Origin of the sequence: Chelativorans multitrophicus, assembly GCF_011317445.1 — a bacterium.
GTDB classification, from domain to species: Bacteria; Pseudomonadota; Alphaproteobacteria; order Rhizobiales; family Rhizobiaceae; genus Chelativorans; species Chelativorans multitrophicus.
In genome coordinates, this window is sequence record NZ_JAAAPL010000001.1 from 912,782 (window position 1) to 934,808 (window position 22,027).

At 60.4% G+C, this 22,027-nt stretch carries 21 protein-coding genes; 17 read left to right on the forward strand and 4 right to left on the reverse strand.

What is annotated here, in order from left to right:
• Positions 1-121 precede the first annotated feature (121 nt).
• On the reverse strand, positions 122-394 hold the full coding sequence (locus tag GNP00_RS04545) for a hypothetical protein (protein ID WP_157038016.1): 273 nt from the start codon (positions 392-394) through the stop codon (positions 122-124).
• 550 nt (positions 395-944) lie between these two features.
• Here GNP00_RS04545 and GNP00_RS04550 point away from each other — a divergent pair.
• The 3 genes from GNP00_RS04550 (at position 945) to GNP00_RS04560 (ending at position 4,306) form a co-directional block, all read left to right on the forward strand.
• Positions 945-1,613, forward strand: a complete 669-nt coding sequence (locus GNP00_RS04550; protein ID WP_246259243.1) for a sugar transferase — start codon at positions 945-947, stop codon at positions 1,611-1,613.
• 117 nt (positions 1,614-1,730) lie between these two features.
• Positions 1,731-2,990 carry a polysaccharide biosynthesis/export family protein gene (locus GNP00_RS04555; protein WP_041544481.1) on the forward strand — a complete coding sequence of 420 codons (1,260 nt, stop codon included), beginning with the start codon at positions 1,731-1,733 and terminating at the stop codon, positions 2,988-2,990.
• A gap of 29 nt (positions 2,991-3,019) precedes the next feature.
• Positions 3,020-4,306 (forward strand): O-antigen ligase family protein, encoded by a 1,287-nt coding sequence (locus tag GNP00_RS04560; protein ID WP_011579994.1) that lies wholly within the window; start codon positions 3,020-3,022, stop codon positions 4,304-4,306.
• Here the strand turns inward: GNP00_RS04560 and GNP00_RS04565 are convergent.
• The 3 genes from GNP00_RS04565 to exoK are packed head-to-tail and all read right to left on the reverse strand — an operon-like array spanning position 4,288 to position 7,495.
• The gene (locus GNP00_RS04565; RefSeq protein ID WP_011579993.1) at positions 4,288-5,187 is read right to left on the reverse strand and encodes a polysaccharide pyruvyl transferase family protein; all 900 of its coding nucleotides are present in this window, start codon (positions 5,185-5,187) and stop codon (positions 4,288-4,290) included. The genes GNP00_RS04560 and GNP00_RS04565 overlap by 19 nt on opposite strands.
• Positions 5,187-6,683: an oligosaccharide flippase family protein gene (locus tag GNP00_RS04570; protein ID WP_011579992.1), complete on the reverse strand. Its 1,497-nt coding sequence runs from the start codon at positions 6,681-6,683 to the stop codon at positions 5,187-5,189. The genes GNP00_RS04565 and GNP00_RS04570 overlap by 1 nt, the downstream gene beginning before the upstream one ends.
• A gap of 50 nt (positions 6,684-6,733) precedes the next feature.
• Positions 6,734-7,495, reverse strand: coding sequence for an endo-1,3-1,4-beta-glycanase ExoK (gene exoK / locus GNP00_RS04575; protein ID WP_011579991.1), 762 nt, complete (start codon positions 7,493-7,495; stop codon positions 6,734-6,736).
• Positions 7,496-7,936: 441 nt separating this feature from the next.
• Between exoK and GNP00_RS04580 the strand changes: the two genes are divergently transcribed.
• From GNP00_RS04580 to GNP00_RS04645, 14 genes are all read left to right on the forward strand, one after another.
• Positions 7,937-9,001 (forward strand): glycosyltransferase, encoded by a 1,065-nt coding sequence (locus GNP00_RS04580; RefSeq protein ID WP_011579990.1) that lies wholly within the window; start codon positions 7,937-7,939, stop codon positions 8,999-9,001.
• A 33-nt stretch (positions 9,002-9,034) separates the two neighbouring features.
• Positions 9,035-10,054 carry a glycosyltransferase gene (locus GNP00_RS04585; RefSeq protein ID WP_011579989.1) on the forward strand — a complete coding sequence of 340 codons (1,020 nt, stop codon included), beginning with the start codon at positions 9,035-9,037 and terminating at the stop codon, positions 10,052-10,054.
• Positions 10,055-10,067: 13 nt separating this feature from the next.
• Positions 10,068-10,535, forward strand: coding sequence for an NUDIX hydrolase (locus GNP00_RS04590; protein ID WP_011579988.1), 468 nt, complete (start codon positions 10,068-10,070; stop codon positions 10,533-10,535).
• Between the two features lie 105 nt (positions 10,536-10,640).
• Positions 10,641-11,807 carry an alpha/beta hydrolase gene (locus tag GNP00_RS04595; protein WP_166015734.1) on the forward strand — a complete coding sequence of 389 codons (1,167 nt, stop codon included), beginning with the start codon at positions 10,641-10,643 and terminating at the stop codon, positions 11,805-11,807.
• Positions 11,808-11,906: 99 nt separating this feature from the next.
• Positions 11,907-13,160: an imelysin family protein gene (locus GNP00_RS04600; RefSeq protein WP_011579986.1), complete on the forward strand. Its 1,254-nt coding sequence runs from the start codon at positions 11,907-11,909 to the stop codon at positions 13,158-13,160.
• A 49-nt stretch (positions 13,161-13,209) separates the two neighbouring features.
• A complete protein-coding gene (locus GNP00_RS04605) occupies positions 13,210-14,721 on the forward strand; it encodes a di-heme oxidoreductase family protein (protein WP_011579985.1) in 1,512 nt (503 codons plus the stop codon).
• Complete coding sequence (locus GNP00_RS04610; protein ID WP_011579984.1) at positions 14,721-15,797, forward strand: imelysin family protein; 1,077 nt, start codon at positions 14,721-14,723, stop codon at positions 15,795-15,797. The genes GNP00_RS04605 and GNP00_RS04610 overlap by 1 nt, the downstream gene beginning before the upstream one ends.
• The gene (locus GNP00_RS04615; RefSeq protein WP_011579983.1) at positions 15,778-16,878 is read left to right on the forward strand and encodes a DUF1513 domain-containing protein; all 1,101 of its coding nucleotides are present in this window, start codon (positions 15,778-15,780) and stop codon (positions 16,876-16,878) included. The genes GNP00_RS04610 and GNP00_RS04615 overlap by 20 nt, the downstream gene beginning before the upstream one ends.
• A gap of 146 nt (positions 16,879-17,024) precedes the next feature.
• The gene (locus tag GNP00_RS04620) at positions 17,025-17,408 is read left to right on the forward strand and encodes an MbcA/ParS/Xre antitoxin family protein (protein WP_011579982.1); all 384 of its coding nucleotides are present in this window, start codon (positions 17,025-17,027) and stop codon (positions 17,406-17,408) included.
• Positions 17,368-18,135: an RES family NAD+ phosphorylase gene (locus tag GNP00_RS04625; protein WP_011579981.1), complete on the forward strand. Its 768-nt coding sequence runs from the start codon at positions 17,368-17,370 to the stop codon at positions 18,133-18,135. Before GNP00_RS04620 ends, GNP00_RS04625 begins: the two co-directional genes overlap by 41 nt.
• 148 nt (positions 18,136-18,283) lie before the next feature.
• The gene (locus tag GNP00_RS04630; RefSeq protein WP_011579980.1) at positions 18,284-19,150 is read left to right on the forward strand and encodes a TIGR02587 family membrane protein; all 867 of its coding nucleotides are present in this window, start codon (positions 18,284-18,286) and stop codon (positions 19,148-19,150) included.
• Between the two features lie 13 nt (positions 19,151-19,163).
• Entirely contained in the window at positions 19,164-19,610 is a 447-nt protein-coding gene (locus GNP00_RS04635; RefSeq protein ID WP_011579979.1) for a TIGR02588 family protein, read from the forward strand.
• 201 nt (positions 19,611-19,811) lie between these two features.
• Positions 19,812-20,816: a glycoside hydrolase family 25 protein gene (locus tag GNP00_RS04640; protein WP_011579978.1), complete on the forward strand. Its 1,005-nt coding sequence runs from the start codon at positions 19,812-19,814 to the stop codon at positions 20,814-20,816.
• A gap of 331 nt (positions 20,817-21,147) precedes the next feature.
• Complete coding sequence (locus GNP00_RS04645; protein WP_343034302.1) at positions 21,148-21,921, forward strand: D-alanyl-D-alanine carboxypeptidase family protein; 774 nt, start codon at positions 21,148-21,150, stop codon at positions 21,919-21,921.
• The last annotated feature ends 106 nt before the right edge of the window (positions 21,922-22,027 follow it).

The following is a 22,027-nucleotide window of genomic DNA, read 5'->3' on the forward strand; positions in this document are numbered from 1 at the left end:
AATACAATCGCGGTGCAAAAATATCTTTTCATCGCGAAATGCGAATGTGAGAGAATTTAGGTCAAGATGTTCTTCACGGGCGAACACAATCGAAGCGCAACGCGACGGATTTCGCTGCATCTCAACGAGAGAGGGGCCGCTCGTAAGGAAAATTCTCCTTGGCGGCTCGAGGCTCCTCCGGGGAAGCCGATTCCGGAAGTTCCGGCTCCCGACGCTTGCGGGACTGAAGAGCCACCCTTCCAAGGATATAGAGGAAATAGCCCAGTTGCAGGACGACAGCGCAGAAAACTGCGCGCAGGGCAATCGATCCAACGGGTGCCGAGTCGACAAGGGACAATATCGCCACCACCACGATGACGAAAATCATGCCAATTGCAAATTTCGGCAGCGACATCGTTCCGCCCTGCAGGTCTACTTCAGAAAAGACCGAGCGAAGCGGCCGGTTCCGAGCATCCCCGTAATTATTGTCCCCCGCGGCCTGACACCGCAACTTTGGGACTATATCCGTGTACATGAACGCCAGCAAGTCGCGCGCAGCCAATCGCCGCCGGCGATAAGCCTCAAAACTACGCTGCACTGCAAAATAGAGAAATAACCGGCCGATCATACTTCTCCGCAAGGAGAAAGCATCGAAAGCATATCCTTCTTTTTTTCGTGATAGCTAGCAATCTCAAATGTTATTCCCGGTTTGTAACGTAATATTACATAGATGTTAAAAAATTGCCGTATGTATGTCTTCGCATAACCTGCAAATTTTTCCATATGCAAGCATAGTTCATCCACTTCACAAAAGTTTCAAATAGATCACTTTTTATGCAACACCTAATTATAATTTGAGCGCAAAATATTTCTTCCTCCCAAAAGAAGTCATATTGCGCCGCACCATAAATTTGCTAACCTAGCGTAACCTGAGAGGTAGCCGGATGGGGCGTTTCATGCGGGAAATGGCCAAGTCTGTGAACTTCGGCACGGCAGAGGCGGATCTCGACCTTCCCCCCCCTCCCGGAGGATTGCTGAAGCGCAGCTTTGATATCACGGGAGCGCTTTGCGCCCTCATTCTCTTCAGTCCGCTGTTTTTGCTCCTGGCTGCGCTCGTGAAATTCTCCGATGGTGGGAGCGTTTTCTACGGGCACAGCAGGATCGGGCGTGGCGGACGCCCTTTTCATTGCCTGAAGTTCAGGACGATGCGGGAGGATGGAGAGGCTGTCCTTAAAGCCTACCTGGACGAAAACCCGGAAGCGCGAGCGGAATGGGAAGCCACGCGCAAGCTGAAGAACGATCCGCGCGTGACGGCGGCCGGAGCGGTACTTCGCAAGCTCAGCCTGGACGAGCTGCCGCAGCTTCTCAACATTCTCGCGGGCGAGATGAGCATTGTCGGCCCCCGCCCCGTGGTTCAGGACGAACTGGAACGGTATGGGACCGCGGCGGTCTTCTATCTCAAATCGCGGCCGGGCCTGACGGGCCTGTGGCAGGTGAGCGGGCGCAACGACGTGTCTTACGCGGCGCGCGTGGCTTTCGATCGCCAATATGTGGAGAACTGGTCGCTCACGCAGGACATCTACATCATCGCGAAGACGGTTCCGGCCGTCTGCCTGTCGCGAGGAAGCTACTGAAGGAGGGAGCGGCGAATCGATTGCCGCTGGGCCGTGGGGGCTGAAAACAACCCGGGCTGTGTCCCGTGTTCCCGATTCAGAAAAGGGCTGCATGTGCAGGAAAACCATCGGTCTTTCGTGAGAGGCATAGGCAAGTGGGTGCCTCTTCGCCTCTCAAAGGCAATGCTTACAATCGTGCTTTGTGGCTTCGGCATTTCCCAGGTTGCTGCCGACGAATATAGGCTCGGCAGCCAGGACAAGCTCAACATCCGCGTCGCCGAATGGCAGACGGTGGAAGGGACCTTCCGAGAATGGTCCGCCGTCAGCGGCATTTACGCCGTCAGCGGGGCCGGCAAGCTGTCGCTCCCCTTCGTGGGAGAGATTGCTGCTGCGGGAAAGACAACCGAGGAAATCTCGGAGGCCATCGAGACCTCCCTGCAGCAGAAATTCGGCCTTCCTGACCGCCCCGAAGCGGCGGTGGAACTGGCGGAATATCGGCCCTTTTTCATGGCCGGCGACATCAGCTCGCCGGGACAGTATCCCTACGCGCCGGATATGACGGTGCTCAAAGCGATCAGCATCGCGGGCGGGCTGAGGCGCGATGCCAGCGGCGGAGTCGAAAAAGACCTGATCAACGCGCAAGGGAATGCCGAGGCGCTGGCCGAAGAGCAACTTCGACTGCTGGTGAAAAAAGCGCGCATCGAGGCGGAACTGCAAGGCCAAGCCGAGATCGAGATGCCGGAGGAGATCGCCTCGGACCCAGGGACGCCCGGCATCCTCGCCGAGGAGAAGGCGATCATGGATGCGCGGCAAAAGCAGCTAACGCTCCAGCTTCAGGCGCTCGACGATCTGAAGGAACTGCTCCAGCAGGAAATCTCCTCTCTGGAAAAGAAGATCGTCACGGCAAACCGCCAGGTTGAGCTTGCCAGGAAGGAGCTGGAGAGCGTCGGCTCGCTCGCCGAGAAGGGGCTCGTGGTCAATACACGTGTGCTCACCTCCGAACGCAACATCGCCGAAATGGAAAGCAAGCTGCTCGATTACGAGACCGCCATCCTGACCGCGCGGCAGGATATCAGCAAGGCGGAGCAGGATGCCTTGAACCTCAAGAACACGGCAGTTTCGGAACTGGCCGTGGAGCGCCAGGAAGTCGAAGCCAAGCTCGTCGAGAACAGAATCATGCTGCAGACGCAGCGCGGGCTGATGGCGGAAGCGCTGGCGCAGGCGCCCGCCGCGGCAAGCAGCAACGACTTGCCCGAACCCAAAATCACTATCGTTCGCGTCGTGAACGGAAAGTCGACCATGGTTTTCGCCGACGAAAATTCCGCCATCTGGCCCGGCGACGTCATCAAGGTGAAGCAGGAGCTGCCGCCCATCCTGCAATATTCCGCCGGTCAGTAGGAGATGATCAGGCGCCAAAGAGCAGCCGGATGTCGGCTCTAGGATTTTCACAAATACCGGCCGAGGCGGGCGTGCAGCCTCGCGGGCTGCGGATCGGAACAGCCGCGAGCTTGAGCTTCATCACACTCGCCGCGCTGATCTTCGAAGCCTTGTTCGGCTCGCTGAGCGCGCTTCTTTTCCTCGTCTCCGGCTGTCTTCTGCTGATCACAAAGCCCGTGGCCAGCCTGAAAGGAATCCTGCGCTTCTGGTACGTTCTGATCCTGCCCGGCTACTGCCTTCTCTCCATTCTTTGGTCGCAGTTTCCAGGACTTTCCCTTCGTTACGCGCTGCAATTTGCGATTACCGTCGCGATTGCGATTGGGATAGCCACGCGGATTTCGCCAACGGCTTTCCTGCGCTGCCTTTTCAGCATTTACGGAATCGGCCTGGCGGGCAGTGTGCTCTTCGGGCGTGTGCGGGACGATATCGGCGCCTGGGTCGGCATCTTCGGCAGCAAGAATGCCTTCGCCGCGGTCATCTGCGCCTTCACACTGGCCTCGATCGGCATACTGTTCGACCGCGGCGCTCCGCGTCCAATGCGCTTCGCGGCGCTTGCGGGCCTTGCCGCCGCCGGGCCTCTCCTCATCAAGGCGCAATCGACAGGGGCAATCCTGTTCATTGTGCCTGCGTCGGCGGTGGCGCTTGCGGTGCTTCTCAGCCGGCGCTTCACTCACTGGCAGAAGCTCTTCCTGGGAGGGCTGCTCCTGTGCCTCAGTTTCGCAACCCTGATCCTGGTGCTGCAGTATTCCGATGAACTCTTTCAGAATCTGCTCGACACCTCAGGCAAGGACGTCACACTCACGGGCCGGACGGAGCTCTGGGATTTCGCGGCCCAGTTCATCCGGGAGCATCCGTGGCTCGGCCTCGGATACCGCGCCTTCTGGGTGCAGGGCTTTCCACCGGCGGAGCTGCTATGGGCCATATTCGGGATTCAGGCCCGCGCCGGCTTCAACTTTCACAATACCTATGTGAACAACGCGGTCGAGATCGGCCTGGTCGGCGTGGGGCTGCAGATTCTGCTGCTCTACGGCACACTCATCAGGACCTATATCTGGGCCTTCCGAGCGCCGGCGCCCGAGACCGCCTTCTTCGCGTCTTTCCTCACCTTCATTGTCTGCAGCAGCTTCATCGAAGTGGCGGTGTTCTTCCAGTTCAGCATCACCTCGATTATCGTGATCTGCGCACTGGTCTACACGGTGCGTGCGAATATGGGGCTTTCCAAAACGCCGAAACGCAACCCCGAAAAGGCTCTCCGTTTTCAGATGGGACTTAGCTGACGCGCACGCACAAAGCCGTGGAGGGCTTCCAGGGCGCGTTCGGTCACGTGTGAAATCTTCTCGTCACGGCTTAACTGAGGCTCGGCCTTCGCTATCCGCCGCAGGTGGCTGGCTGCCCTATGGGCAAGGAACCTGTTCGCCGGGCCGGCCAGCACGCTCCTGCTTAGCCGACCTGCGCGGCCGTCAGGGTCCCCTCGCCCGCCGGTGAGACCGACATAAAGCTCAAGGAAGCTTGAAGGACGCAAATCCTGAAAGCGCACGTCGAGCGAGAGCGCGCCCGACCAATCCTTCCACTTGGCGTGGTGGCCGGGATTGATCGGCTTGACCGCCACCCAGGGTGTCCGCAGGGCATCGGCGACAATCGCGCCATGCATGGCTTCGGTGATGATCATGCGGGCACCGCGGATCTGGGAGATGACCTTCTCCACATCGTCGCGCGGATCGATGAGCGGAATTCCGGCGAGCCGGCAGGCATCCTCCCAAAGGCCCCGGTCCAGACTCTCGTAATGGGGCATGAAACCGACATCGAAGGCGGGCGCCGGCGCAGGCAGATCCAACGCACGCAGCAGAACGGCGGAGTCGCAGATCGCCTTTTCAGGCTCGATGCCAAGGAGGCGGGCGGTTTCCGGCCCGCGCACGAAAACGATGTCCCATGTGCCGTCATGCACGTCCGGCAGGCCGGTATAGCCCGCATAGCCCGAGCCCACGACAAATTTGCGCGCCGATTTGGGAAAGGTGTTCCACAGGATCGAGCCTATGCCGATGAAGAGGTCGCGCTCGTCCTCGTCCAGAAAGCCTGCCGGCAGCAGATGCCGCCACATATGGGTGTTCAATTCATCGCCAAAGTTCGGCACATGGCCACGGAAATAGACAAGCTTCATTATGCAGCGGCCTCTCTCTTGAGGATCAGATCACGCATGCGCAGGAGGCGGCGGCCACCCATGGCCATGATTGCCGCCATGTAGACGAGCGCGCCGGTTGCCATCTCCGCCGGCAGAGCAAGCAGCGGATGCGCTTGCGGCATTGCGTAGCGAAGGGCAAGGACGGCGGCGAACATCAGGAGCGAGGCCATCGCCGGCGCGACGAACTGACGGGCGTAAGTGAACGCGTCCAGGCGCAGGATCCGCAGCGTGAGCGCCACGGAAATGGGCCAAGTAAGGAGCGTTTTGACGGCAATCGCCAGGACCACGACGGTGATGCCGAACCTGTAAAGCGCCAGGATCACGAGCGCGGAAAGGATCTGCTGGGCCGCCTGATAGGTCATCCACCAGCCCACTTTTCCCTGGCTGGTGATCAACGAGGACTGCAACACGCCAATGCAGCTCAAGAGGCCCAAGGCACAGAAGGCCTGAAGGGCGGGCACCGACTCCACCCAATGGCTGCCGAAAACGAGCGGCACGAGGTCTCCGGCCACGACGGCAAGCCCGGCGAAAATCGGAAAGGAGAACACCGATGATGCGAAAGTCGCGAAAAGGAATGCCTCCTTCAGCTTCTCGTGCTCCGCCTGCAGGGAGGAAAGCATTGTGAAGGATACCGCCCTAAGCGCGCCTGCGATCAGGTCGTTGAGGAGCTGGTAAATGCGCCGCGAAAAGCTGAAAATCCCGAGCGGCGCTGTTCCCATGAGCCAGCCAATCAGGAGCTGATCCGAGTTGAGAAGCTGGATCGTGCGGTTTCCCGAAGCAAAGGTGCCGTAACGGGCGACCTCGCGCAGCGCCCCCAGGCTGAAGCTCAGTCCAGGCTTCCAGACGACCGAGAGGATGGCCGCGGAGAATGTGGCAATGGAAGCCGCCACGAAGGAAAGCGCCAGCGCCCAGGTGCCGTAGCCCATCAGGAGCAGGGGCACGCAGACCGCCGCGGCGACCAGCGAGGCGAGCGTGGTGCGCAGCGCGATTTTGTCAAAGGACATGGACCGCGCCAGCAAAGAGCTGGGAACGACCGCCGCCTGGTCGAAAACAACGCGCACGCCCACCACCGGAAGGAGTGCCAGAAGGCCCGGCTGGCCGAGAAAATCGGCAAGCAGCGGCGTCAGCAGCAGCAAACCTCCATAGATCAGCAGGGCGCTGGCCACGCAAAGCCAGAATACCGCGTCCACGAGCTTTTTGGTTATGTCCTGACGCTGAATCAGCGCCTCGCCGAAGCCCGCCGGTGCGATTGCGGAGGCAAAAAGGGAAATGCTGGCGGCGAGCATCACCAGGCCGTACTCGGCCGGTGTCAAATAGCGGGAAGTCAGCGTGAAAACGCCTGCAGCCACCACGGCGGGCGCAAAGCTGTTGAGCCCCGCCCAAAGCGCCCCACGCACGGCGGCCCTCGCCCTCCCGGCACGCAGGTGGCCAAATGCGCCGTCACTTTCCTGGTGCTTCTCTCCCTCGGCGAGCACGCGTTACCCTCTGTTTGGCAGCCGGCGACCCGGCGATCGCCGGCGAAATGCTAGTTGAGACTGCAAGCCACCGATTCGGGAAACTGGCATGCCTCACCTGGCGCCGTATACGCCACCCAATCCACCTGCATCTCAAGCTTTCGGCCAGGATCCGCGAAGGCGCCCATCCAATCCGTGAATGTCTCGCTTCCCCAATGGCTGAAGAAAATCTTCTGCGGGTTGACCGGCAGATCTGTTCCCGTTGCCTCATGGACGAGCTTGCCGTTGACATACCAGCGAAGCCGCCCTTCTTCCCATACGAAGGCATAGTGGTTGAATTGCGTCGTGCCACCCGGCACGTCCACGGTGCTGCCATGGTGCGGCTTGCCCGAGACGTAAGTGTTGAGACTGACCTTCGAGGTGTCCTTCGTCAGCACCTCGAAATCGATCTCATCGTGAGGAGAGTTCGTGAAGCTGAAGAAAGCAGCGTTGATGCCCGAACCTTCGTCCGTCTTCATCCGCGCTTCGTAGACGCCGTAGCCGAAGCGAGCCGTCGTCTGGATCTCCGCGCAGGAATATTGCCGGTTGCCGGAAGGCTTCTTTTCATAGCCAAGCGTGACGATACCGCCGGCGACACTCACCTCGCTCTTCGACCAGGTGCAGTTCTGCCATTCTCCATTGGCCCAGCCATCGGAGACATACCAGCGGGACCGGTCAAAGCTGTCGAAATCATCGAAGAAGGAGGTCCCCGCCGTCTGCGAAAAAGCTACCCCCGTTCCACCGGCCAACACGGAGGCAATAACCAAAACGCGCCGGAAACAATTTTCTGCCATATCGGGACCTCATCATTCTGCGGGTGTTCCGCTTCAGGAAGCGACTTCCAGATTGCTGCAATGCAATATAGGATGGCACCGCGGGGCGGCGTCATCAACCCTCAAAAGCTCCATCTTTTCTAAATAGTCGCTGCACATTTGAAATTTATATGAACGCGCTTTGAATAATGTGATTACCCTACCGCGTATATGTCTTCTAAGTGACACAAACTTTTGATTTTTAAAATCAGTTACACTGGCAAAGAACTCTAGTTTAGGCATTTCATCTCTATTTAGGTGAAATGGTGTCTGTTTTTTGCTCATTTTTCATGTTCTAAATGGTTCTTTTCACCACTTCCGAATGCTGCGACGCAGCGACGCCGCAATTTTTCGACCGGATGAAGGGGTCAGCGTGAGATGAAGCTCCTGGTGCTAATCCAAGTTCGAGGCGGGAACTGAGCCGTGCGAGCTAGCACCAAGGAAACCGGGCCGCTCGTCTCCGTCATCATGGCCAACTTCCGCAGCGCCGAATATCTCGCCGCCGCGCTCGATTCGGTTCTCGCGCAGACGATAGGCGATATAGAAGTGCTGGTTTCCGACGATGCTTCGCCCGATAACAGCACAGATATCGTCCAGCATTATATGTCGCGGGATGCGCGCGTTAACCTGATCACGACCGACGAGAACAAAGGACCCGCCGCAGCCCGCAACCGAGCACTTGAAGCGGCTCGCGGCGAATGGATCGCCATCGTCGACTCCGACGATATCATCCATCCCCAAAGGCTCGAGATCTTGATTGCAATGGCCGAAGAGCTGGGGGCCGACGGGATTGCGGACGACCTGCTCTTCTTTTCCGACCAGGGTGCCGGGCCTACGCTGCTTGGCGCCACGGCGGCTCCCGAGCCGCTGGAGATAACGCCTTCTTATTTCATCCGCAGCAACACGTCAGGCAATGGACTTGCCCCGCTTGGTTATGTGAAGCCTCTTTTCAGGCGCGCGAAGCTCTCAGGGCTCAGCTATGACGAAGCCGTGCGGATCGGCGAGGATTACGATTTCCTCCTGCGCTTTTTGCTTACCGGCGCGCGCTTCTACATCCTGCCGGATCCGCTCTATCTCTATCGGCGGCATTCGCACTCGATCTCGCATCGGCTCTCCGAGAGCACGGTTCTGGCGATGATTACAAATCAGCAGAAATTGGTCGCAACTCATGGCAGCTTCTCACCGGAGATGGAGGACCTGCTTGAAAAGCGAATGGCCGCACTGCGGTCTATGCTTTCTTTTGAGCGTCTCGTGCTTGCGCTGAAAGAGCGGCGGGCCGGAAAGGCCGCCAAGCTCCTGGCAAAAAATCCCGGCCTTTTTCAGCCGCTCGCACGCTCCATCGCGGAAAACCTGCAGTCGCGTTTCCGGCCCCTTTTCGTTTCCGCACGGACGCAACCTTTCTGTCCAGGACACCTTATGGCCGAGCAGAAAGGCAGCTGGCGATCGCGGGAAAGCGTTACGCCGGCCGAGGGGATGAGCGGCAAGTGACGGATAGTTCTGAAAAACGCAGGGAGATGACCGATGTCGAAAATGGCACTCGTTCAAGTCCGCACACCGACCTATAAGCGGCCGGAGGCGCTTCGCCGCTGCCTGCAATCGCTGCAGGCGCAGACCTGGGGAAACTGGGTGTGCGACGTCTATGACGACGACCCGCGGGGCTCGGCCAAAGCGGTGTGCGACGCGCTCGCAGATCCCCGCATCCACTTCAACCACAACCGGCCACAGAAATTTGCCTCGAGCAACATCGACCAGTGCTTCTCGCGCGATAACCCCCGGAACGCCGACTATTTCTGCGTCGCGGAGGACGACAATCTGGTGATGCCCGAGTTCATGGAGGAGAATATCGCTCTCTGCGAGCGCGAGGGGGTCAATATCGTCCTGCGTAACCAGCTCATGGAATATGCAAGCGGCACGCCGGATGCGCGCTTGAGCGACTTCGGCATCCTGGATCGCCGTTTCGTGGAAGGGCGGTATGAGCCTGACCTCTTCAGAATGTCGCTCATTCCGGGGATCGGGGTTTCCAATGGCGGTCTCTTCTGGTCCAAATCGGCGAAGAGCGATCTCGAGATCGGCTATCCCTGCAACGCCACTCTTCAGGAATATCTCCGCACCTTTACCATCATCGAGGATATTTATGTGGCAATGAAGCCGCTGGCTGTCTGGGCTCAAAATGGCGAACAGACGACGCGCGACCTTGGTGATCGCGCTTCGTATCTTCGCCGCGAACTGAACCTGAAGCGCGGCATTCAGATGCTGCAGCGGGAAACATGGCACCTCGCAGGCGAAAGCCGGCAGCGCGCGTTCCTGGAAACCGAGCGCTTCCGCTACGACCGGCGCGAACGGGCGCAGGCCTTGATCAAGGCGCTGATCCCGGCCCGCGTCGGCAGTCTCCTAAGCTGGCGCGAGAAGCTGGAGCTTGCCGCCCGCGGCCTGCTCATCCGCACGGTTGGAACACCGGAGGAGCAGCTTGCCGGATTTATAGCCTCCCGCAGGAAGGCAAGGGGTACGGGCTTGGGCGAAGCCACCAATCTTTCCCACTAGGAGCATCATTTCGATGCAGCGCAGCGCGGGAATCCTCCCTTTTCGCCGCCGTTCCGGCGCGCTGCAGGTGCTGCTCGCGCATCCAGGCGGTCCGTTCTGGCGCAATCGGGACGAAGGCGCCTGGTCCATTGTGAAGGGGGAATATCGGGAAAGCGAAGAACCGGAAGCCGCGGCACGCCGCGAATTTATAGAGGAGACCGGCTGGCCGATCGAGGGAGGTCTGACACCGCTCGGCGAAATCCGCCAGAAGGGCGGGAAACGGGTCATCGCCTTCGCGTTGGAAGCCGATTTCGATCCAGACACTCTTGCAAGCAACATGTTCGAAATACCATGGCCGCCCCGCAGCGGCCGGATGCAGGCCTTTCCCGAAGTCGACCGGGCGGCATGGTTCGGCTTGGACGAGGCGCGCGTGAAGATTATTGCCGGCCAGCAGCCTTTTCTCGATAGCCTGGCGCAAATGCAGCAGGAGGCGGACGACTGACAGGCTTACAGCGGCAAAGCACAGCGGAATCGATCGGTCTCGTGTTCGCATGAAACAGCCGAATGGCTTATCGTCCGGGAGAACGAATCATCAGGCTGGGTGGGAATGCGCGTCAGTTTCGCCGCTTCGCGGTATTTTGTGTGGTTACTGTTGCTGGTCGCCGCTGGCTGCGCGAACCCCGAAAACCATCGCCTGATAGCGCGCACAACCGCGCCCGCGACCTCAGCCCAAATCGCCGGAGAATATCGCATCCTGGTTGCGACGACGCGTGCGGAAACGACCGAACCCGGCGTCATTTTCTCCGGCGACCGCTCGCCGGCCACCACCTATGCCTTTGTCGATGTTTCGGTGCCGGCAGTCCACCAGACGGGCGAGCTTGAACGCTCCCCCTCTCCGCAGGTTGCCGATCCCGCGCGCTATTTTGCGGCGCGTCGGCTCGGGATCTATCGCGACGAACAGGCCTATGGCAAAGCCCTCCGACAAAGCATCGAAGCGCATGACGGCCGAGCACTCGTCTTCATCCACGGCTTCAATACCGGGTTTGACAACGCAGTCTACCGCATGACGCAGATTGCGCATGATGCCGGCTTCAAAGGGACGCTTATCCTTTTTTCCTGGCCCTCCGCCGCACGCATCGTCGACTATATCTACGACAACAACAGCGCCACCGCGAGCCGCGACGCTCTGGAGGATCTGCTGCGGCTCGTCGCCCGATCCGGCGCGCAGAGGATCAATGTCGTTGCCCACTCCATGGGCGGCTGGGTGTCGATGGAGGCCCTGCGCCAGCTCGCCATGACCGACGACAAGGATCTTGGCGGGCGGCTCGCCGATGTGGTGCTTGCCTCGCCGGATATCGATGTGGACGTTTTCAAGAGCCAGATGCGCCGTTACGGTACGCCGGACCGTAGCTTCTTTATCTTCACATCCAGAAACGACCGGGCGCTGGACCTTTCAAAGATCATCGCAGGAAATCGTGCGCGCGTGGGCGGCGCAATCGATGCCGCCGAGCTCGCCAAATATGGCGTCATCGTCATCGACGTGACGGATGTCTCCTCTCCCGACCGCATCAACCACACGAAATTCGCGGAGAACCCATTGCTGGTGCGGCTTTTGGGAGAGGGACTGGTGGACACGGAGGAGCCCGCCTCCGCCGACCAGCAACTTGTGCAGCGCATCAACTCGCTCGCCGGAAGCATCGGCCAAACGATCGGCGCGGCGGCAGACATCGTTATCACCACTCCGCTCGACGTGCTCGAAGCAGTCGCGGATTGACCGGACAAGACGGCTGGAGAAAACAGGATTGATTTTCTCCACTATTCTCGGCTAGGCTGCCGCTGATTTTGCTCGCCTAGATTGCTGAAGAGGATTTTTATGAAAGTTCCTGTTGCCGTCACCGCTGTGGCGCTCGGTATTTCCGCCGTCCATGCCGAGGAGCCTTCGGCAGTGCTCGTTACCTATGCGGATATTGCGTTTGCCGGCTACGAGGACAGTCTGGAGTCCGCGCGCTCTTTGCAGAGCGCCGTCAACGCACTCATCGCCACCCCTTCTGAGGATACGCTTGTAGCCGCCCGGCAAGCATGGCTTGCGGCGCGCGTGCCCTATCAGCAGACAGAGGCTTTCCGTTTTGGCAACCCAATCGTGGACGAATGGGAAGGTCGCGTGAATGCCTGGCCGCTCGACGAGGGCCTTATTGATTACGTCGACGCCGGATACGGCACCGAGTCCGATACCAATGCCTTCTACACCGTCAATGTTATCGCAAATGACAAGGTGAGCGTGGGAGGCGAGATCATTGACACCTCGCAGATTACGCCTGAACTCATCCGCTCGCTGCACGAGGCCGGCGGAATCGAGTCGAATGTCGCGACCGGTTACCACGCCATCGAATTCCTTCTCTGGGGGCAGGATCTGAATGGTACCGGGCCGGGCGCCGGCATCCGCCCGCATACCGATTTCGACCCGGCAAACTGCACCGGGGGCCACTGCGAGCGCCGCGGGCAATACCTGAATGCAGCGACCGCGCTTCTGGTTTCCGATCTTCAAGAGATGGTCTCCAATTGGGATGCGGGAGGCGCAGCGCGGAACGCGCTTACCCAAGGCGACCCGAAAGTTGGTCTCACAGCCCTGCTGACCGGGCTGGGCTCGCTCTCCTATGGTGAGCTTGCGGGTGAGCGCATGAAGCTTGGCCTTCTGCTCAACGACCCGGAGGAGGAGCATGACTGCTTTTCCGACAATACCCACAACAGCCATTTCTACGATGTGCAGGGAATCCGAAACGTTTATTTCGGCCGCTATGAACGGATGGGCGGCGAGGTCGTGGAAGGCTCGAGTCTGGCGGCGCTGGTGCGCGAGAAAGATGCCGCGCTTGCCGACGAGATGGAAGCTAAGCTCAACGCAACCTATGAGGCGGCGAAAAACCTGAAAGCCCGCGCGGAATCGGTCGAGGCCTATGACCAGATGATCGGCGAGGGGAATGCGGAAGGCAACGCCACCGTGCAGGCCGTCATCGACGGGCTTGTCGACCAGACACGGTCCCTGGAGCGGGTGATCGCGGCGCTTGACATCTCCGGCGTATCGATTGAGGGGTCCGACAGCTTGGATAACCCGGACGCGGTCTTTCAATAAAGACCCTGCCGGCCAGGCGAACGGCCTCCTTTTCATAGTGAAGACATAAATGCGCTTTCGTTTTCGTGGAACCGTAATGGCCGCCGCGGCCTTCTCCGCTTTTGCGGTGCAAACGCACGCGGTAAACCAGCGCGACGACCTGAGCGAACGGGATCGGGCGCGCGTGGAAGAGGTGACGCGTACGGCGGATGACTTCAGCGAGCCCGAAGCCTTCGAAAGAATGCAGGGCGGCGCGGCCACGACGACCAAGCTTATCAACGCCGATATCTTTTCACACCCTTCCGCCACGTTGGAATTCGCGGAGCAGCAGCGATTTCTGCTTGGAAACGGGCTCTTTCGCAAGGATTGGGTGACGGCGCCCTCCTCCACCCAGGCGTCGGACGGGCTGGGGCCGCTTTTCAACGCGCGTGCCTGCCAGTCCTGCCACATCAAGGACGGGCGCGGCCATGCCCCAAACGGGCCGGAGGAACAGGCGACCTCGCTTCTCGTGCGGCTCTCGGTGCCGCCCTCGGAAGAGCAAGAGAGAGAAATTCTTGAGGGATATCTCTCCAGCGTCGGCGAGCCTGTCTATGGCGGACAGCTGCAGGATTTCGCGGCGGCGGGTCTGCCGGCGGAGGGGCGCGTGCGCATCGAGTATGAGGAATTGCCGGTGTCTCTCAGCGGCGGAGAAACGGCCCACCTCCGAAAGCCGGTGCTTTCGATCGATAAACCTGGCTATGGCCCGCTGCGGCCCGACACCATGCTTTCGGCGCGCGTGGCTCCGCCTATGATCGGATTGGGGCTGCTCGAAGCCATCGATGAAGGCGACATTCTCGCGCGAGAAGATCCGAACGACGCCGACGGCGACGGGATTTCCGGCCGCGCACGAAGAGTGCGGGACGAGACGGGGCAATGGAAGCTTGGCCGCTTCGGCTGGAAGGGCAACGCCGCAGGCATCATGCAGCAATCGGCCGATGCGTTCTCACATGATATGGGGCTTTCCACACCGCTTGCTCCCGACCATTGGGGCGAATGCACCGGGGCGCAGGCGGCCTGCCGCGCCATTCCGCATGGCGCACAGCCGCAGTTCGGCGATCAGGAAGTGCCGGGCGACCTTCTCGAACTCGTTGCCTTCTATTCGCGCAATCTTGCCGTGCCGGCGCGCCGTGACATCGACAGGCCGGAGGTGCTCGCCGGAAAGAAGGTGTTCTACGAGGCAGGCTGCGCCGGTTGCCACACACCCAAATTTGTGACCCGGCGCGATGCGGTTGTGCCGGCCCTCGCATTTCAGCTCATATGGCCTTACACGGACCTCCTGCTGCACGACATGGGCGACGGCCTTGCCGATAACAGGCCCGAAGGCATGGCAACGGGCCGGGAATGGCGCACTCCGCCACTGTGGGGCATTGGGCTGACCAAAACCGTCAACAGCGAAGCGTCATACCTGCATGACGGGCGCGCGCGCACGCTCCTTGAAGCGATCCTCTGGCATGGCGGCGAAGCGGAGGCCGCCCGCGAAAAGGTGGTGGAGATGGAAAAGGCTGAACGCGAAAACCTCATCCGATTTCTGGAGTCGCTTTGATGCTGAAGAGGATTGTCATCGGTCTGGGCGTCGTTTGCTGCACGCCTGCCATGGCGCAGGACGCGGCGCATGTTCCAGCCGATATCGGCTCGCGGGTGGTGAAGCAATATGTCGAGCCTGGGCTTGCCGCCTTCACAAAGGCGACGGCCGAGCTGGAGGACAAGATTACCGCCCTCTGCGCAGCGCCCGCGGAGCCAGCGCTTCGAGACGCGCGCAGCGCATTCGCGGAGACCATCGGGGCATGGGGACCGGTCTCAATTTTGCGTTTCGGCCCCCTCACGCAGGAGAGCAGGTTCGAGCACATTTTCTTCTGGCCGGATATACGCAGCGTCACGCTGCGCCAAGTGCAGGGCTTGCTTGCGCAACGGGACGAGCAGGCCGCCACGCCGATGGAGCTCAGGGAAAAGAGCGTGGCCGTGCAGGGCCTTCCGGCGCTGGAATTCCTGCTTTATGGCGCCGGCTCCGAAGAGCTTGCCTTAAAAGGCGGGGACTACCGCTGCCGCTATGCCGGAGCGATCGCTGCCAACCTCGCCCAGCTTGCCGGGGAGATCGCGGCGGCCTGGGATCAGGACTCCCCCTTCAACGCTGCGTTCACCCGCCCTTCCGCTGACAGCGCCCTCTACCGTTCACCCTCCGAAGTAGCCTCCGAAATCGTGAAGGCGCTTGGCACCTCTCTTCAGTTCACGCGCGATGCCGAGCTTCTGCCCGCGCTCGGCGACAGCATGGAGAAGGCCAATGGCCGCCGCGCGCCCTTCTGGCGCTCCAACCTCACATTCGCGCTGCTCGATGCCCAGTTGGAGGGCATGATTGAGCTCCTTGGGGCAGCAGGCTTCGATGAGGAACTGGACGACGATGGCCGCGCCATCCTAGACACCATGCTGTTCGACCTGAAGCATGCCCGGAATGCCCTTGCGGAGGTAAATGCGCCGGCGGAGGCGGCTTTCGGAGGGGAAGAAACACGCGGCAGCATCGCCTATGCCGCGGTCGCGCTGCAGGGGGCGAACCGCACGCTTGGCGAGCAGCTTTCGGCGGCAATCGGATTGACGATGGGGTTCAATGCGCTCGACGGTGATTGATCGCAGGACGTTTCTTGCCCTTGCGGGCGGAGCGATGTTTGCGCCTTCCAGCGGGAATGCGGCGGAAGAAGCGTTGTTCCTCGGCGCGCGGTTGAGCGGCGGCAAATATGAAGCAGCCGTCATGGACGAACAGGGGCGCGACCGGCTGGTGCTGGCGCTTGAAGCGCGCGGCCATTCCTTCGCGGTCGATGCTGCACGACGCCGCGCGGTGGCGTTTGCGCGCTCCCCCGGCCGCTTTGCCGTCGCGTTCGATGTCGACGGCAAGGCCGAACCCGTGGCGATCGCGGCGTCTCCCGATCGCCACTTCTTCGGCCATGGTGCCTTTACGCCGGATGGCAAGCTTATGCTTGCCACCGAGAACGATTTCGAGGGCGGACGCGGCGTGATGGGCGTCTATGACGCCACCGATGGTTTCCGCCGCGTCTGTGAGTTCCCGACCGCGGGCGTCGGCCCGCACGAAGCCGTCTTGCTCAAGGATGGCAAGACGCTCTGCATCGCCAATGGCGGCATTCTCACGCATCCTGATTATGGCGGCGCGAAGCTCAATCTCGCGACGATGGCGTCCAATCTCAGCTACATCGATATCGGCAGCGGCGATGTGATCGAAACCGTGTCGCTTGCACGGGATCTCCACCAGCTTTCAATCCGTCACATGGCGATCGACCACGCGGGCCACATCTGGTTCGGCTGCCAGTATGAGGGTCCCGCCGCCGACATGCCGCCGCTTGTCGGCAGGCATCGGCGCGGGCGGGAGATCGAGCTTTTTTCCGGCCCCAGAGAGATCCTTCAGGGCTTGCGCAATTATATCGGATCAGTGGCTGTGGACGCTTCGGGCAGCATGCTCGCGACGTCCAGCCCGCATGGCGGGCTAATAGCTTTCTGGGACACGGAAACTGGCCGCTGCCTCGGACAGCAGCCTCTCTCCGACGGTTGCGGGGTGGCACCCGCAGCTTCCAGGCAAGTGCTTGCCACCAGCGGACGCGGGGCAATCATGATGACCGGGCCAGCAGATTTGCAGACCATTCGCGCGGAGGCGGCGGACCAGCCTTCCTGGGACAATCACCTGCGCCGCCTCTGGTAAGCGAAGTTCTTTGGTGCGCCTGCGCACCTAAAGCCCGCTCTCACTCTTCGTCGCGAGCCCTGGCCGGCAGCCGCCGTAGAGCTGGAACAGGACCTTTCCTTTGAAAGGAATATGCCCTATATTTTCCATAGACTGGAAAGAGCCCTATGCAGAACTCAAAGCTTATAGACAATGCCGCACCCGCCGAGGGTGTCGTTTTGGGAAAGGCGGTGTTGCGGGCCGCCGATCGCCTTGGACTTACCGCGCGAGCCCTGGGCGCTGTCCTGGGGCTTTCGGAGCCTTCGGTATCTCGCCTGAAAAGAGGCGAGTTCCGTCTCGATCGCGAGATGAAGTCGTTCGAGCTGGCCGTTCTGTTTATCCGGCTCTACCGCTCGCTCGACGCGATTGTTGGCGGGGACGAAACAGTTGCAAAGGCGTGGCTGCGCAATAACAACGCCGCGCTCGGCGGCAAGCCGATCGACAAGATACGGACCATACCGGGCCTTATGGATGCCATCGCTTACCTGGACGCCCGACGCGCTGTCGTCTGAAGCGCGGCCCTATCGTGGCCGATGCTGGCGGCTGGTGGAGGCCCAGCATAGGGTTTCGACGCTGAAGCTCGTCGATACGCTGGACGAACAGGCAATCCTTGAAGACCTGATCGAAGAGACGAAGCCCGTCGTTCCGGCCGAATGCCGTCACCTCGACTATCTTCTCTGGACCCCCTTCCGCTACGGCTCGATCTATCCTCGCGGCTCGCGCTTCCGCCGCGCGGGGCGGACGCTCGGGGTCTATTATGCGGCGGAAGAACCACGAACGGCTGTGGCCGAGATGGCGTTTTACAGGCTTTTGTTCTTTGCCGAGTCGCCCGATACGCCCTGGCCATCGGACGCCGGCGAGTACACGGCCTTTGCCGCCGAAGTTGCAACCGAGCGCTGCCTGGACCTTACGGTGCCGCCCTTGAACAGCGATGAGGCGCGGTGGACAAACCCGACGGATTACACCGCGACGCAAGAGCTGGCGGATGCTGCACGCAATGCTTCGCTGGAAATCATCCGTTACCGGTCCGCTCGCGATCAGGCAGGGAACCGCAACCTGGCTCTGCTCACCTGCCGCACCTTTCTGCAATCAGGTCCCGTAGAGCGTCAGACGTGGCGGCTTCGCCTGAGCCCTTCCGGCGTGCAGGCCATCTGTGAGTTCCCGGAAACCCGCCTTGAATTTACGAGAGATGCCTTTGCCGCCGATCCGCGGATAGCGGTCCTCAATTGGGAACGTTGAAGCTGCTGCCGTTCCCCCGCGAGAACCTCGACATCGCCACATGCGCAAAGCTCCCGTTCGGCACCAGCGCCGCGGTCAAGCATTCGCAAGCTGGAACCATCGCCGGGTCCCTGCCGTTGTCGCGGAGAAACCGTCGTGGGGGTCGCAAGTGCCGAAACGTTCAGCCACTTTGGCCGAAGCGGATGCGCCGGGAAAGAATGAAGCCGTAAATCGTCAATTCTTCGTCGGGCTGGCACGCGGTTTCGGAGGCGCGCTTATTTTCGCACTGCCGATGCTGATGACGATGGAGATGTGGTGGCTCGGCTTCTATGTGGACAGGTTCCGACTGGCCCTTCTTCTCATCGTCAACCTACCGCTGCTGGTCCTGCTTTCTCATCACGCGGGTTTTGAGGAAACCTTCGAGTGGCGCGAGGACCTGCGCGATGCCTTGATCGCCTATGGAATAGGCATTCTGGCAAGCGCTGTCGTGCTCACCATTTTCGGCATTATCAGGCCCACCATGCCGATGGACGAGATCGTCGGCAAGATCGCGATCCAGTCCATGCCCGCCAGCATTGGCGCGCTTTTGGGCAGGACGCAGCTTGGCGGGAGGAAGGTGGAGCCGCAGGAGGGAACAAAGGGGGAGACCTATGCGAGCGAATTGTTCCTCATGGCGATCGGCGCCCTCTTCCTGGGTTTGAACGTGGCGCCGACGGAAGAAATGATCCTCATTTCCTACAAGATGACGGAGTGGCACGCGGTTCTGCTCATCCTGCTTTCGCTGCTGCTGATGCATGGCTTCGTTTATGCGGTGGAATTCAAGGGGGAAAGCACGCTCGGGCCGGAGACTCCGTGGTGGAGCGCCTTCTTGCGATTCACACTGGCCGGATATGCGATTTCGATCCTCGTCTGCCTTTATGTTCTGTGGACTTTCGGCCGTACCGACGAGCAAGCGGCCACGCAAATCGTGATGTCCGTCATCGTTCTAGGCTTCCCAGCCTCGCTTGGCGCGGCTGCCGCCCGATTGATCTTGTGAAGGGGAAACAGTTTTGGCCAACGTAAAGGAGGACCGAAAGGACGGCCGGAACAACCGAAAAGAGGTCCGCGCGAACGGGACGGGCGCAAAACCCGGTCCTATCGAATGGATCGTCGGAGGCATCTCGGCCGTGATCGTCCTGAGCGTGATTCTGTTTTTGCTCTATCAGGCCATTAGCAAGGAGGAAGTTACTCCGAACCTCACCATCAATATCGAGCAGATACAGGCGACCGGCGGCATGTATCATGTTGAATTTCGCATCACAAACAATGGAGATGCGACGGCGGCGGGGGTGCTCGTCCAAGGGCGGCTCAGAGACGGCGGCCAGGTGGTCGAAGAAAGGGAAGTGACGTTTGACTTTGTCCCCGGCGGCTCAGAAGCGCGGGCAGCCCTGATCTTTATGAACGATCCCGCCGACCATGACCTTGAGATCGTACCAAGCGGATACAGGGAGCCGTAGGCGGGCCCGCGACGGGGGTTCTTCAGGAGCAATCACGCCCGCATTCAAGGCCGAGCATGATGGGCCAGACGTGACTTTTGGCTCATCGGGCTCACGAATGGTTAAATAGCGATTCAATATTTCTTGGTAATTGGTCGTTAGCACTCTGCGCATGGGGGCTCGACGGGCTTTCCGCCGGTCAATCTGTTCTGCGTGGTGCTCATGCGTTTCTCAGGCGTAACAACCATCCTTCTCGCCTGCCTTTCACTGGGCGGATGCACATCCCGCGGGTTGACCGTGGACGAGCTGCTTGCGCAACCCTCCCGAGAGACGACCGGTTCCGTCAGCAGAGTTGCCGACGCAAGCCCGGCCCAGCAGGATCAGCCAGCGGAGATGCTGGCCATGGCGCCTCCGGCCCCAATTCCGCACGCGCTGGAGTCGGGCGTGATCGAGGCAGGCATGCCCGTACCGTCCACCAAACCCATCGCGTTTATGGCGCCGCCGAAGGTTCAAGCAAGCGCTATTCCCCGTAGCAAGGTCTTCCGGCATAGCTTCCGCGATGCGAAGCCGATCAATTTCGGCCATGCCTCACCGCATTCCCTCGCCGTCCACGGTGTCGACGTGTCACGCTGGCAGGGGGAGATCGACTGGGTGAAGCTGCGCTCGCAAGGCGCAAATTTCGCCTATATCAAGGCCACAGATGGCGGCGACCATCTGGATCCGATGTTCAAGAAGAACTGGCGCGCTGCCGCGGAAGCCGGCTTGAAGCGAGGCGCCTATCACTTCTTCTACTGGTGCCGGGTGGCCAGCGAACAGGCGGACTGGTTTATCCGCAATGTGCCCAAGGACCCAGGCGCTCTGCCTCCCGTTCTCGACGTCGAGTGGAACGGGGAATCCAGCTGCAAGAAGCGCCCGTCGCGAGAGGTGGTGCTGGAGAAAATGCGGGTCTTCCTTGAAAGACTGGAAAGGCATTACGGCCAGCGCCCGATCATCTATACCGCGCCGGATTTCTACCGCGACAACCTGCAGGGCGCTTTCCGGGACTATCCTTTCTGGCTCCGTTCCGTGGCAGGGCATCCGGCCAAAGTCTATCCCGACCGCAAATGGATTTTCTGGCAGTATTCGGGCTCGGGCCTTTCGCATGGCGTGGATGGCAAGATCGACCTCAACGTGTTTCACGGCAGCGAGGACGACTGGCACCGGTGGGTCGCCGCCTCCACCAGCTGACAGGGGCCGGCTTTGCCGGCCGCATCAAAAGCTCCTTTGCCCTGCCTTTTCCCTATCGCCGGGAAGCATTGCGGACCCTGCGCCTGACGGCATCAATGCCGTTGCAAGCGGCGCACAGCCGGCAAAATCATGCCCAAGCGGCATGAAGCAGCGTGAATATCTTCTGAGCAACCGGCACCGCGGGCTTGGTTTCCCTGCGCGGAATGGCAAAGTATAGCGGACGAAGGATGGGGGTTATCAATTGCGGATCGGGAGCTTGGCATTACCGCGACTTTTCTGGCTTGCCTTTATTGTCTTGCCCTTCGTGTCCGGTTGCGGATCCACATCGGCTGTGGCTCCTCTTGTCCAACCGATAGAATCCGAAAAATACTCATCCATCGTGGTCGACGCCGGTTCTGGAGAGATCCTTCACCAATATGCGGCGGATGCGCCACGCTATCCGGCATCGCTTACGAAGATGATGACCCTTTACCTCCTCTTCGAGGCGATTGATTCCGGCATCCTGTCGCCAACCAGCAGGATTACCGCTTCGGCCTATGCCGCCTCCCGCCCTCCCAGCAAGCTTGGCTTGAGGCCGGGAGACTCCTTCGATGTCCAGACGGCCATACTAGCGCTGTGCGTGAAATCCGCAAATGATGTGGCTGCCGCCGTGGCGGAGCATCTGGGGGGAACCGAGCAGCAATTTGCCGGCATGATGACTGCCAAGGCCCGGCAGCTCGGTATGAGATCCACGGTGTTCACCAATGCTTCGGGACTGCCTGATTCAGGCCAGATGACCACCGCACGTGACATGGCGTTGCTTGCTCTGGCGCTGCATAACCGGTTTCCCCATCATTATCATGTCTTTGCCAATCAAAGCTTTGCCCATGAGGGAAGAACCATCAAAGGACATAACGATTTGCTCGGGCGTGTGGATGGCGTGGACGGGATCAAGACGGGCTATATCCGCGCATCCGGCTACAACATAGCCACGTCCGCTGCACGCGGACGCAAGCGAATTGTCGTGATTGTGATGGGAGGCGACACCGCGAGATCGCGAAATGCACATGTCGAACGCCTCCTGGAAGCCTACCTGCCACAGGCCGGATTTGCCGCAATTCGATAGAGCTTTTGGCATCGCCAAGGGGCTGCTGGAGCGTTTGCGGCGAGCCCTCGCGGCGTCACGCATTGTTATGGACTGAAAAGCAGTGTTACTATACTCTTCGAGTGAA